The organism is Sinomicrobium sp., assembly GCA_029266035.1.
Classification (GTDB): domain Bacteria; phylum Bacteroidota; class Bacteroidia; order Flavobacteriales; family Flavobacteriaceae; genus Sinomicrobium.
Window position 1 is genome coordinate 1 of sequence record JAJUFH010000001.1, and the last position, 13,167, is coordinate 13,167.

Sequence of the window (13,167 nt, forward strand, 5' to 3'; positions counted from 1 at the left end):
ACCTATGTCTTTTTGGTACGACAATCCGGCTAAAACACCTAAGGTATCCTCAAAAAAGAAAAAACTCCGGTGATCCATATAAAATCACCAGAGTTTGTTGTCTGTTTTTTTCGGAAATTAGCTTACTTCTGAAAGTGCCTCAAAATCCTCATCTCAATATCATCGCGTCTTCACCTCAAACGCCTTGCGGTAAATTTCCTCATACAGCGGGACAACTTCTGTGATATCGAATTTCATGGCTTCTGCTCGGGAGTTGGATTTAAACTGTTCTAATACTTCGTCGTCTAGCAATAGTTTTAGGGCATTCTTTACCATATCCTCTACATCCCCTACTTCGCTTAGATAGCCGGATACTCCGTGGACATTTACCTCGGGTATCCCCCCAGCATTACTGGATATCACCGGAGCTCCGTGTGCCATAGCTTCGAGTGCTACCAGTCCGAAGCTCTCTGTTTCAGACGGTAGCAGAAAGAGATCGGAAAAACACAAGATGCGGTCTATTTCGTTGCTGTTGCCCAAAAAGATTACCTTATCGGCTATTCCTAAAGTTTCACACAAATTTTCTGCACCTTCTTTTTCTGGTCCCTCTCCAATCATCAAAAGGCGAGAAGGCACCTTTTTCTGTACCTCGTAAAACACTTTTATCACATCCTCTATACGTTTTACTTTTCTAAAGTTACTGATATGGGTAATGATCTTCTCGTCCTCCGGAGCCATCATGCTTCTGCGACAGTCGACAAATGTTTTCCTAATCTTGGCCACATCGATAAAATTGGGTACCACATAAACCTCTTTCTTCACATCAAAAAGACGGAGTGTATCTTCTTTCAAACTTTGAGAGACCGAGGTGACCACATCCGAATTATTAATACTAAAGGTCACCGCAGGTCGGTAAAAGGGATGACTTCCCACCAGCGTAATATCGGTACCGTGCAAGGTGGTTACCATAGGAATGGTTATTCCCTCCTCTGCCAGCATCTGCTTGGCCATATATCCGGCATAGGCATGGGGTATGGCGTAGTGAACATGAAGTAATTCTATACCGTGTAGTTTTATCGTATCGACCAATTTGCTCGACAGGGCGAGCTCATAAGGCTGATAGTGAAATAGTGGGTATTGAGGTACGTGAACCTCGTGAAAATGGATATTGCTACCTAACAAGGCTAGTCTGACAGGCTGGCGATAGGTTATAAAATGCACTTCGTGCCCTCTCGCTGCCAGTGCGATTCCAAGTTCAGTGGCCATAACTCCACTACCGCCAAAGGTAGGATAACATACTATCGCTATTTTCATGTATCTGTATTTTTGAAAACGGATCACATCCGTTATTGTCATTTAATGGCGTCGTAGATTACCTGCAACACCTCAGTACGCGTTCCTTCGCTTATCAATTTTCGATTGTCTGCCGTAGGATAGGTGCGGTTTGACAAAAAGACATATATCAATTCATTCTCAGGATCTGCCCAGGCATAAGTACCCGTAAATCCGGAATGACAGAAACTGCTTTTCGGCACCCGCTGGTAAAGATCATCTCCCAAACTTTCGGGGCGAGGCTTGTCAAAACCGAGTCCGCGGTGTATTCCCTTATCCAGGTAATACTCTGTATTGTACTTATCTAAGGTTCCTTCCTTAAAATATCTCACCCCTCCGTACTCTCCTTTTTGGAGATACATTTGCATCATTTTGGCCACATCCTGAGCGTTGGCAAACAGTCCGGCATGACCAGAAACCCCTCCGTTCATCGCAGCTGCCATATCGTGAACGTAGCCTTGGATAATACTTTTTCTGAAATAGTTGTCGTCTTCAGAGGGAACTATATCTTCTTTTGCCATTCCGTGATCTAACGGATTGAACATCATTCTGTCGGCACCGAGAGAAGCGTAAAACCATTTTTGATCTAATGAGTCGAGGGAAGTCTCATTCGACTGTTCTATAAATCGCTGAAGGCTAATAAATCCGAGATCGCTGTAGCGATATTCTTTTTTCGGTAATAAATCGCTCTCTGCAATAGTGGCAAATATAGAATCTTTGTAATCTTCTCTCATATAAAGATCGGCTGTCACTTTTACATTAAAACGACCTTCGGGCTTACTTCTGTAATATTTTTCCATGGGTTTACCGGTCTTTTCATCTATGGTATACCGATAAAAAGGCACCCAGGGTTTAAACCGGGCGTAATGAGAAAGTACTTCTCGTATGATCAAAGGCTCCTTGTTTGTTCCTTTAAATTCAGGAAGAATACTTCCCATTGTGGCATCCAAATCCACTTTACCTTCATCGTCCATTCTCATAAGAGCCGGCAATGTAGCCAATATTTTTGTAAGCGATGCTAAGTCGTAGATATCCGTACTTTTCACAGTTCGAGTACCTGTATAACTGTGTCTTCCAAAATTCTTGTTGTAAATCACCTTCCCCTTTCGAGCTACTAATACCTGTGCCCCTGGTGTGGCCAAGCTTTTTACAGCCTCTTCTACGAGAGAATCTATTTTTTCGAGCTGATGAGAGTCCATCCCCACACTCTCTGGAATACCGTATTGCAGCCGGTGTAGTGAAGGGGTCTGTAGTCCTGTATTGACCGGCAGTTGCTTGTGGGCGGTGACCGGCAACTTTCCTTTGCTACCGATACCACCGAAAATCACTTCCGCTGCTTTTCGCTGTGCTACGGCACTGTTCTGATAGGCGACTACTATGCTTTCTATACCGTTTAACGTATTCAGTTTCAAAAGACTATAAGGCTTCACAAAGGAAACGAGTATCACCTTTTTCGATTTGGCGATTTCATTTAGCCAACTCAATTCTTTAGTTGTAAAGTCATGCCCTTTCCAAGGGGTCTCATCAGAGCGGTGATGTCCAATTACCACAGTGTTATAGGCTTGTAGTTTTTTGAGCAGTGCTTCTATGGTCTGCGCTTTTACCTCATCTACCTTGGCGTAGTAATTGAGTGATTTCAAAAAAGCATCTCCCTTATCGTCACCAAAATGCACATAGGCAATCTCTTTCTTATCCAATGAACGCATAGGTATCAGACTATCTGCATTTTTGGCTACTGTAATGGCATTTTCGTAGAGTTCTTCTTCCAGTAAACGATCTTTCAGCGTATTCAAATCGCGGTAAAGATTGGTGGTGTCTATGGGTTGATATCGCTGTAATCCGGCTTTAAACTTGGCTTTGAGAATCTTTTTCACTGAGTATTCCAATCGTTCATCGGTTATCTCTTTCTTCTCATAGGCTTCGATGAGTTTGGCTGTCGCTTTAGGCACATCGAGCGACATGACCAACATATCGTTTCCAGCCTTAAAAGCGGCGAGGTCCACTTCTCCAGGAGAGGTGAATTCTGAAACCCCTTTCATATTCAAGGCATCGGTAAAGATAAGTCCTTTAAAGCCGAGTTCTTCTTTAAGGAGTTTGGTGATGATATTGTGCGACAGTGAAGAAGGAAAGCCCGATTTGGATTCTAAAGCGGGCACACTGAGATGCGCCACCATAATGCTTTCCAGGTTTTCAGAAATCAGTCTGTTGTAAGGAAAGAGTTCGACATTTTCGATACGATTGCGATCAAAATTAATTACGGGTAATGTTTTGTGCGAATCGGTATGTGTATCTCCATGACCGGGAAAATGCTTACCACAGGCCAGAACTCCTGCATTTCGCATACCTCTGGCAAAAGCAGCCCCCTTATCAGCCACATTGTATTTATCTTCTCCAAAAGAACGGTTTCCGATAATGGGATTTTCAGGATTGGTATTGATATCGATATCCGGGGCAAAATTGATGTGTACCCCCAACCTTCTGGCGTGTCTCCCTACCTGATAACCTACCCGCTCTATCAATCGGTTATTGCTTATAGCCCCGAGGGTCATATTCCACGGATAGGCAAAAGTAGAGTCCAATCGCATGGCCAAGCCCCATTCTGCATCCATACCCACCATAAGTGGCACTTTGGAAACCGACTGTAATTTGTTGGTTAGGACAGCCTGTTCTTTGGGGTGACCCTTAAAGAAAATGACCCCACCCACGTGATAATCTCTCACCAGCTGTTCTGCTTTTGCTATGTGCTCTTCTCCCTGTTCCGGAAAGACGTCGATCATAAAAAGCTGACCTATCTTTTCCTCGAGAGTCATTTTCCCGTAAATACTATCTACCCATTTCTGTTGTAGGTATTCATTTCCTACGGTGAGGGGATCGGAATCCTGACTGAGACACCAAAGGGGAAATAACACCAGCAACACCAAAATTCTCTTCATAAGCTAGCTTATCTTTTTTAGAACAACGGGAATAAGACACAGTTATTTCACGAATCGTGAATGCCAGCTCTCTTCGGCTGGTACTTCCCAGTGTTCTTCGTATTCCTGCTTGGTGGCCACAAGGTTGTTAAAGACGATAGTTTTTCCTGAAACAGCCCGATCTTTCCCCATTTTCTTAAATTCGAGAAGAGGTTTATAGGCTACGTATTCTCCTTGTTTGTACGACACATTCATCTTGTCGAGCAGGTCTACTCCGAAATCCTTTTCCAGTTGTTGTATAAAGTGAACTGAAGCATCTATAGAACAGCCCGAAGCGGCATTTACATCTTGATCTAGCCCTATGATAATAAACCGATTATAGCGTATTTCATAGCCTGCCTGCAAGGTGGATCCGTGTACAGTCCACTCTGTTAAAAAGGCTTCTATTCTGGCTTCTATCTCTTTCAATTCACTCTCGGTAAAACTTCTGTTAGCTTGGTATACCCATACCCGAGAGGATTCCGGAAGTTCACTAAACGGTATATACATTGTAATTTTTTTTACGATTTAAATATCTTCTGCATTGGCGATGAGCTCTGCTACATCCATCACTGCTACATCTCCTTCCCTCTCCTTGCCCTTCACCCCGTCGGTCATCATAGTATTGCAAAAAGGACATCCGGCAGCAATAATATCTGGTTTTGTTTCAAGTGCTTGCTCTGTGCGCTCTATATTGACGTCTTTATTTCCCTTTTCCGGTTCTTTAAACATCTGCGCTCCTCCGGCTCCGCAGCACAGTCCGGCTTTTTTGCACTTGCGCATCTCTACCAACTCTACATCTAATTTGCGTATCAAATCGCGCGGAGCCTCATAAACCCCATTGGCCCTGCCGAGATAGCAGGGGTCGTGATAGGTAATTCGCTTTCCCTTAAACTTCCCTCCTTCTATACTCAGCTTTCCTTCGTCCAGCAAGGATTTCAAGAACTGAGTGTGGTGCATAACCACATAATTTCCTCCGAGTGAGGGATATTCGTTTTTAAGGGTGTTGAAACAGTGCGGACAAGCGGTGACGATTTTTTTTACCTCATAAGCGTTGAGCACCTCTATATTGGTCATGGCCTGCATTTGGAAGAGAAATTCATTCCCTGCCCTTTTGGCCGGATCTCCAGTACAACTCTCCTCGGTTCCGAGTACGGCAAATTCCACTCCGGCTTTGTGCAACAATTTGACAAAAGCTTTGGTAATCTTTTTGGCTCGGTCGTCAAAACTTCCGGCACAGCCTACCCAAAACAACACCTCTGGTTGCTTGCCTTCTGCCATCATTTCGGCCATGGTAGGCACTCTCAAGTCGCTCATAATAATCTTAAATTTAAACAGTTTCAGATAATATTGCGATACACCAGACGAGCCGTTAACCCGGATGGACTATTCGTGATTTCCGTCGTCAAATACCTCTATGGTCATCTCCTTTTCGACGAGATTGGTAAACTTACCGTTGTATCGGGTAGCTCTTACGAGGTGATTGTCTATCCAGTGGTAATTTCCCCCCCGAGGTTTTCCCATCAACAGACCGTGGTATTTGAATCCGTGCTCTGCCAGCCAGGCTTCGGTCACCTCTCTGTGCTCTTCAGTGCGGGACGTAAAGAAGGTGATTATATGTCCTTCTTCAAACCAGCCGTTCAGCGTTTCTAAAGCATCTGGAAAGGGCTTACAAGTTGCCATGCGCTCCGGCTCTTCATTTGGGACATCTTCGGTTACGGTACCGTCGATATCTATCAAATAATTCTTGACACCCTCCGGCAACACAGGGCTTACATGTTCTCCGCCTTCTACCTTGTCGTGTAACAGCTTTTCGACTTCTTCCTTTTTCATTTAGTTTTGTTGTTTGTGGTTTGTGGTTTATAGTTTGTGGTTATTCATTTTTCCAGTTGAGTCTGTCCATTTGGTTGTAGGGCCAGGGTGCACCGTTATTCTCTATGTTTGTCATCATATTATTCAGTTCAGTAGGTGCTGCCGACTGTTCCATTACCAAGTACCGCCTCATATCCAGTATGATAGACAGCGGATTAATACTCACGGGGCAGGCCTCTACACAGGCGTTACACGAGGTACATGCCCAAAGCTCTTCCCGGCTGATATAATCGCCTAATAACGATTTATTATCGGCTACAAAAGTACCATTATTATCGATATTCCTACCCACTTCTTCCAATCTGTCTCGGGTATCCATCATAATTTTTCTCGGCGACAATTTTTTCCCGGTCTGATTGGCAGGACACTCGCTGGTACAGCGTCCGCATTCTGTACAGGTATAGGCACTCAACAGTTGCACCCAATTGAGATCGGACACATCTGAGGCTCCAAATTTTTCGGGCATTTCCGCCTGTTCATCTCCCGATGGAGCTGCAAAGGGATCTGCATTGGGGTCGAGCATAAGCTTTACCTCCTTGGTAACCGCTTCTAAGTTGTCCATCTGCCCTTTTGGACCAAGGCTGGCAAAATAGGTATTCGGGAATGCTAGGATGATGTGCAGGTGCTTGGAGTAGTACAGATAATTCAAAAAGACCAGTACGCCCAAAATGTGCATCCACCAGGCTGTACGTTCAATAAGGTGCAGTGTCGTTTCCGGCAGTCCACTGAACCAAGGGGCCATAATGCCACTGATTATATTGCCGCTCCCCATTTGCTGAAATGACACATCTGTGGCATTCATCACCAAAAACAACACCATCAATACCATTTCGAAATACAGTATCAGATTCCCGTCGTTCTTTGGCCATCCCTTCATCTCCGGTTTCCAGAAGCGCTGCAGGCGAATGATGTTTCTCCGTATCCAAAATACGATAACCGATATTAGTACCAGCAATGCAAGGACCTCAAAAGCCCCAATCAGCACAGTGTAAAAACTTCCGAGAGAAGAAAATATGCGGTGAGTGCCCAAAAGTCCGTCTATGACAATTTCGAGCATTTCAATATTGATAATAACAAAGCCGAGGTAAACCAGTATATGCAACATTCCCGCCACTGGGCGCACTACCATTTTTTGCTGTCCCAAGGCAATGCGAATCATATTGCCCCATCGCTTTTTTTTATTATCGGATCTATCTATGGGCTTTCCTATCCGGATATTGCGAATAAGTTTTCGGAGATTGTGCACAAAGAATCCTATGCCCAGCACAAGTGCAATCGCAAAAACTATATTAGGTATAAGAGCCATAACACTTGGTTTAATGATACTTTTTTACAACTATCAACACGTCACGCCTTATGGCTATTGTTGAACCTCTCCCTGATCTTTAGGCGGATCGTATGGTTTCGGACGCTTTCCAAACAGTGAAAAATGCACGTATCTCTTGGGGTTGAGTTTCATATCTTCAAGCAATTGTTCCAACTGAAGAGAAGCTCCTGCAAGATTGTCGTATAGCGCCTCGTCTTTGAGCAATTTCCCAACCGATCCTTCTCCCTGATCTATTTTTTCCATCACCCCTTTAAAACTACTTACTGTTTGTTGAAGCTCTTCCATAGTCTTCGCTAAATCGGCCTCAGCCAAGGTGCCACTCACCTCTTTCAGATTGCCTGTAAGTCCCTCTATATTGTCTATAGAGCTGTCTAACTTTTGCCTGTTGTCTTTTAACATGGTGTTGAGCGTGGCAGAACTGCTTTTAAAATTGTCGGTAATCTCTTTTAAGTTGCCCATACTCGCCCTCAGGTTTTGTTGCGTATCCTTGTCGAGTACGGCATTTACCCCTGCCAATAGAGAATCGGCACTTTCCAGCATACTTCCCAACTGTGCCTGTAAGGGGGTGAGCTTTTGGGTGACCAGCTCGGTGATACCGGGACGAACGGACGAGGGTAAGGTATCTCCCGATATCGATATCGGACTGCCGTCGAAAACCGGGACAATCTGCAATCCTTTACCTCCTATAATTCCTGTATCGTAAAGCACAGCTTCACTGTTTTGTGTAAACTCAAAATCACTTTCTACTGAAAAGGTAACAATCAGTTTCCCCTTCTCGTTGAGGAACTGTATATTCAATACCTTTCCCACAGGAAAACCATTGATACTTACAGAGGTACCTGCCGTAAGTCCGCCTACATTGTTGTACACCGCATAATAGGTGCGATATGAGTGAAACAGAGGACTGGCCTTTAAAAAACTGAATCCCACTATAAATAGGACGATGCCCCCCAATACTATAATAGCCGTTTTAACTTCTTTTGATAACTTCAAGTGTTCTCGCTTTTGATATAAAGAACAAATTTAGGAATAATTTTGGTTATTGGCCCAGCCCTGACCGCATAATGACAAACTCATAAACTCCGTAACAAATTACAAACATAGTTACCAACTAAGAACTACAAACTACCAAACCAAAAAAGACCGCCTTAAAATCAATAAAGCGGTCTTTTCGAAATAGGTTAAATTTCAGTAAACAGTATGCCTGTATTATTTCTTAGGCAACAGCACTCCTTCTACAATATCGGCATTCTTTTTCATATCCTTGACAATCGCTTGGATATCCTCGGCTGTCACACTATTTACAGTATTGATATAATCGTCAAGACTGTGAATATCTCTGCCGTAAAACACGTGAGAAGAGAGTATACTCATCCAGTATCGGTTGTTGTTTACGGCTTCTTTTCTCGATTTTATCATAGATTCCTTTACCTCTTTGAGATCCTCGACATCGATGGTTTGGGTGAGCTTATCCACCTCGTTGTACACTACCTGCACCAGTTTATCAGCCATATCCGGGTTACAATCAAAACCTACGGTCATGGAAAAGGTCTCTTTAGGGATATCACTTAGTGAAGCTGAGGCTCCAACACCATAACTACCCCCTTCTTCTTCTCTGATAACGTCGTGACAGCTTTTCTGTAACAACTGTCCTGCCATACTCACCTTAATGCTATTGCTGTAACTATATGGCATTTCACCTTTGTACACCACATTTACCGTAGCCTGGGGAGTCTCCATATCTTCGGTAACTTTGACTGCTGTCTTGCCTTTGGCAGGTTGGTAGTTGTGATCTACATAATTCTCTTTTCTTTTAGCTGTGGCGATATTTCCAATGTACTTCTGAGCCAGTTTTACCAACTCATCCTCATCGATATCTCCGACAAACACAAAGGTAAAATCATCTATTCCCTGAAAGCGATCGCGATATACTTGTTGTATCTTGTCAAAATCGATAGCTTCGAGAAATTCAGGAGTAAACAACAAGGTTCTCTCATTGTGATTGGTAAGTGCTAGCGACATAGAGTCTTGTAGAATACTCTTTTTACTCTTCTGTTTGCGCTCCAGGTTCTTGGCAAACATCTCTCTTCCCAGGTCGTATGCTAACTGGTCGAATCTCGGGGCTTCAAAACTGAGGTATATCCTTTGAAACAATACTTCTATATCCGATTTAGTACTTTGCCCTGTAATACTTTCAGACAATTCGTTAATACCTAAGCTCAACGAAGTATTAGTACCCGCCAGTTTTTTACCCAAGGCTATTTTGTCAAAATTCCCCAATCCCGACTCCGAAGCCACATAAGTCGCCACATCTGAAGATGGCAATAAAGCTTTGTCGAGCAAAGAATTTCCACCGGGGCTATAGGCGCTCATATAAATTTTGTCTTTGTCGTAAGTAGTTGGGAAAACCACCACTTTGGCACCATTGGCCAATTCGTAGCTACGGGCATCTAACCCTGGAATATCTTTTTTCTTAACAATTGCCTGTTCGCTGAGCTCCTCTGCGATCAAGGGTTCGTCGGAAGCAGTATCCTCATACGGATCTAATTGAGCGGAATTAACTTTCTCAAAAATAGCAGCGAATTGTTCTTTGCTGGGATGGGTTGTATCTGGCGAACCCTTCACGGCAATAACGATATCCTGCTCTGCGTCTATCTTGTATCTCTCCGCCATATATTTCAGTATATCCTCATTGGTAATCGTCTCCAGACGATCGACAGTGTAGTTTACATCCCAGCTGACATCTGGAAGTGGATCGCCGGTAAAGAAGTGATTGTAAATACTCTGAGCATAACGGTCGTTACTGATTTTATCTTTGTTTTTCAGGAATGAAAGATTGCTGTTTTTGATAGATTTTTTTGCTCTTTCGAGTTCACTATCTGTAGCGCCATGTCTTACAAATCTCAGCAATTCGGTCAGTGCAAACTCAAAACTTTCCAGTTCTTTACCAGTTTTGGGTTGAATTCCCAAACTCAACACATCGAGAGGACGTACAAAGTTAGAATACGAATATTGGGCACCTAGCGCAGGACAGTTCTTGTTTTGGGTTTGTTCTTCAAACCTGTTGTTCAGCACATAAGAAACAATTCCTCCAATCACCTGCTTATCCATATAATCGTATCCCTTTAACTTTTGGGCCTTGTTTCTTACTGAAAATTCGACAGTGGTATTTCCTATCTCCTTGTCGAGCGACTCGACAAAGGTAATTCCTCCGTCGAGAGTGATGTCGAAAGCTTCGCGTTCCGGGAGGTTTTCTCTGAGGGGGATAGAAGAAAAAACATCCTTTATTTTTTTCTCCATAACATCCACGTCTACATCCCCTACCACTACAACGGCCTGCTGATCGGGGCGATACCAGCGGTGATAATAATCCCGAAGTTCGTCGTATTTAAAATTATTGACTACATCCATAAGTCCGATAGGCATTCGCTCTGCATAGACAGACCCCTTAAGAACACCTTGTGTCCACACCTTTTCTGCTACTCTAAAGCCAGGAGTATTCCTAGTACGCCACTCTTCGTTAATCACTCCTCTTTCCGCATCGATTTCCTCGTCTGTAAGAGACAGGTAACCCGACCAGTCGTGTAGTACCAGCAAGGTAGAGTCGATTAGTTTAGGATTGTTTACCGGAACGCTGTTGATGTTGTACACGGTTTCGTCGAAGGACGTAAAGGCGTTGATCTCTGCCCCGAACTTAATTCCGTTCTTTTCGAGATACTCCAGCATTCCCTTTTTAGGAAAGTGTTCTGTACCGTTAAAAGCCATATGCTCTAAGAAGTGAGCCAGTCCTCTTTGAGATTCTTTTTCGAGTACAGATCCCACATTTTGGGCAAAATAGAAAGAAACCCTTTCTTTGGGTTCTTCATTGTGTTTTATATAATAGGTCATTCCGTTGGGCAACACGCCGTGTTTAACGGAAGGGTCGAAGGGAACTTCTCCCTTTTCCTGGGCATTGAGAAAGAGCCCGGATAACAAAAAACAACTTACTGCGTTGATTATTTTCATACTGATTGGGTGTTTTGTTTATTATAAAGACTGTTAAAGAAACAAAATGGGTGAAAGACTTTCCCTCTATTTAAATATACTTTAACACTTTCAATACTGTATAGCCTTATTTTACGCTGGTGTTGGTATAAAAATCCTGAATGAACCAACAATAAGGTATGGAACGACAGCTGTCGTTCCATACCTTCAACTTCTTCAAAAAATACTAAATCAAAATATTCTTTTTAAGATCGAGTTTTGCTTCTGCACTGTGTGTGAAAACCCAATGGAGTTTTAACCAAACATCTTTAGGATCGCAATACCTCTTCAAACAATTCTCTCAATTTGGGATCGGAAGGTCGGGGTGCATTAGATGTAACGATATTACCTTCGGGGTCTATCAAGATAAACTTCGGAATCCCTTTGATGAGATAATCGGTGACAAATTTTGAGTTCCAGTCGTTGTCGGCAAACAATTGTACACCTTTGAGCTGTTCCTCTTCAACCATAGTCTTCCACTTCTCGTGATCTTTTTGTCGGTCTATGGAAATGCTGACAAATTCGATATTCTTGTCGTGATAGTCAGCTTCTACCTCTTTCAAAAAGGGTATCTCTGCCTTACACGGCCCACACCAAGTAGCCCATACATCGATGTAGACATATTTACCTTTGAGGTCACTCAAAGAGGTGGTTCCACCCGCGTAGTTTTCGTAATCGGTAAAGACCGGTGAGGGGTTACCCTTAGAAAGCGCCTTTAGTTCATTGTAACTTTTTGCTATAATCGCATTGTTCTTCTCGTCGGTAGAAGCAGACTTAAAAGCAGTGTAATAGGCTTCGAGATCTTCTACAAAGGTGATATTGCCATTGGCGTGGTCAAACAACAAACCGTTTCGTATGGTATCATTCGGAATGGTGGCCAAAACCTTCATATAAGCAATCTCTCCGGAGAGAGAGTCTGACTCCTGTAATTTTTCGGATTGTTCCCGGTAGTGAATTTGCAGTAAGCTCCTGTAAGAAGATGAATAATCGTAATCGTCTACTCTGTTGTAATCCAATCCGTTCAATTCATTTAAAAACCCCGCAGAAACCTTAAAATCCGGAACGCTGTCAAAATAAGCGTGATAACCCTCGTAAATGCTAAGTGCCGTCAAATAATCATAATGCAAATTTCTTTTTTCTTTCTCTATAAAATCGGCATCCAGACCTGGTATTGAATCAATTGTTTTTAGTAAAGCTTGCTCTGTCTCCTTATGGTGTTTTTTAAACTCTGTCTCTTCCTTCAGGTATAATTGTTTAAAATCGCCTGTCATTTTCGCCTCTATCTTTTCTTTCAATCCCAAATATGTACTTGCAGCCGAACCCTCGCCTGAAAAGTTTAAGGTATTTTTAAAATCGGAGGCATCTGCATTGACCACAAGTTGATCTCCTGAATCCAGATATATTTTTGTCACATTCTCCCCATTTATAAAGAAGAAGACACCGTATTTCTCACGTAGTGTATCTGAAAAACTACCGTCTTCTCTCAGTTCTAAAGTTTGAGAAAAATTTCTGTCGTCTGACATGATCTTCAACTCTCCCTTTCCGTTCTTTAACTGCCCTGATATAAGAGCGTAGTCTACGGGAGCAGACTTCTCACAGGAGGTCAGCACCAGCATTAGTCCCAGCAAAGTGTATACTGTTTTCTTCATGGTTTTAGTTTTGAGTATAATAAGTCAATTATTA

The 13,167-nt window shown here is 43.0% G+C and carries 9 protein-coding genes; all 9 read right to left on the reverse strand.

The genetic code is table 11. The features are described 5' to 3' along the window. Nucleotides 1-159 precede the first annotated feature (159 nt). Entirely contained in the window at nt 160-1,293 is a 1,134-nt protein-coding gene (gene bshA, locus ACYZZR_RS00005; RefSeq protein ID WP_461531933.1) for an N-acetyl-alpha-D-glucosaminyl L-malate synthase BshA, read from the reverse strand. Nucleotides 1,294-1,331: 38 nt separating this feature from the next. Further along, nucleotides 1,332-4,244, reverse strand: a complete 2,913-nt coding sequence (locus ACYZZR_RS00010) for a glycoside hydrolase family 3 N-terminal domain-containing protein (RefSeq protein WP_461531934.1) — start codon at nt 4,242-4,244, stop codon at nt 1,332-1,334. A 42-nt stretch (nt 4,245-4,286) separates the two neighbouring features. Further along, nucleotides 4,287-4,772 (reverse strand): ABC transporter ATPase, encoded by a 486-nt coding sequence (locus ACYZZR_RS00015; RefSeq protein WP_461531935.1) that lies wholly within the window; start codon nt 4,770-4,772, stop codon nt 4,287-4,289. 18 nt (nt 4,773-4,790) lie between these two features. Next, nucleotides 4,791-5,579, reverse strand: coding sequence for a (Fe-S)-binding protein (locus tag ACYZZR_RS00020; protein WP_461531936.1), 789 nt, complete (start codon nt 5,577-5,579; stop codon nt 4,791-4,793). 69 nt (nt 5,580-5,648) lie between these two features. Continuing rightward, nucleotides 5,649-6,095 (reverse strand): LNS2 domain-containing protein, encoded by a 447-nt coding sequence (locus ACYZZR_RS00025; protein ID WP_461531937.1) that lies wholly within the window; start codon nt 6,093-6,095, stop codon nt 5,649-5,651. A 40-nt stretch (nt 6,096-6,135) separates the two neighbouring features. Continuing rightward, complete coding sequence (locus tag ACYZZR_RS00030; RefSeq protein WP_461531938.1) at nt 6,136-7,440, reverse strand: 4Fe-4S dicluster domain-containing protein; 1,305 nt, start codon at nt 7,438-7,440, stop codon at nt 6,136-6,138. A gap of 54 nt (nt 7,441-7,494) precedes the next feature. After that, nucleotides 7,495-8,454 carry an MlaD family protein gene (locus ACYZZR_RS00035; RefSeq protein WP_461531939.1) on the reverse strand — a complete coding sequence of 320 codons (960 nt, stop codon included), beginning with the start codon at nt 8,452-8,454 and terminating at the stop codon, nt 7,495-7,497. Nucleotides 8,455-8,670: 216 nt separating this feature from the next. Continuing rightward, the gene (locus tag ACYZZR_RS00040; protein WP_461531940.1) at nt 8,671-11,466 is read right to left on the reverse strand and encodes a M16 family metallopeptidase; all 2,796 of its coding nucleotides are present in this window, start codon (nt 11,464-11,466) and stop codon (nt 8,671-8,673) included. Nucleotides 11,467-11,753: 287 nt separating this feature from the next. After that, on the reverse strand, nt 11,754-13,133 hold the full coding sequence (locus tag ACYZZR_RS00045; protein ID WP_461531941.1) for a TlpA family protein disulfide reductase: 1,380 nt from the start codon (nt 13,131-13,133) through the stop codon (nt 11,754-11,756). Between the last annotated feature and the right edge of the window lie 34 nt (nt 13,134-13,167).

Excerpts from the sequence above, each read along its gene's own strand:
- bshA (WP_461531933.1), bottom strand. The coding sequence starts at position 1,293 with ATGAAAATAGCGATAGTATGTTATCCTACCTTTGGCGGTAGTGGAGTT.
- ACYZZR_RS00010 (WP_461531934.1), bottom strand. The coding sequence starts at position 4,244 with ATGAAGAGAATTTTGGTGTTGCTGGTGTTATTTCCCCTTTGGTGTCTC.
- ACYZZR_RS00015 (WP_461531935.1), bottom strand. The coding sequence starts at position 4,772 with ATGTATATACCGTTTAGTGAACTTCCGGAATCCTCTCGGGTATGGGTA.
- ACYZZR_RS00020 (WP_461531936.1), bottom strand. The coding sequence starts at position 5,579 with ATGAGCGACTTGAGAGTGCCTACCATGGCCGAAATGATGGCAGAAGGC.
- ACYZZR_RS00025 (WP_461531937.1), bottom strand. The coding sequence starts at position 6,095 with ATGAAAAAGGAAGAAGTCGAAAAGCTGTTACACGACAAGGTAGAAGGC.
- ACYZZR_RS00030 (WP_461531938.1), bottom strand. The coding sequence starts at position 7,440 with ATGGCTCTTATACCTAATATAGTTTTTGCGATTGCACTTGTGCTGGGC.
- ACYZZR_RS00040 (WP_461531940.1), bottom strand. The coding sequence starts at position 11,466 with ATGAAAATAATCAACGCAGTAAGTTGTTTTTTGTTATCCGGGCTCTTT.
- ACYZZR_RS00045 (WP_461531941.1), bottom strand. The coding sequence starts at position 13,133 with ATGAAGAAAACAGTATACACTTTGCTGGGACTAATGCTGGTGCTGACC.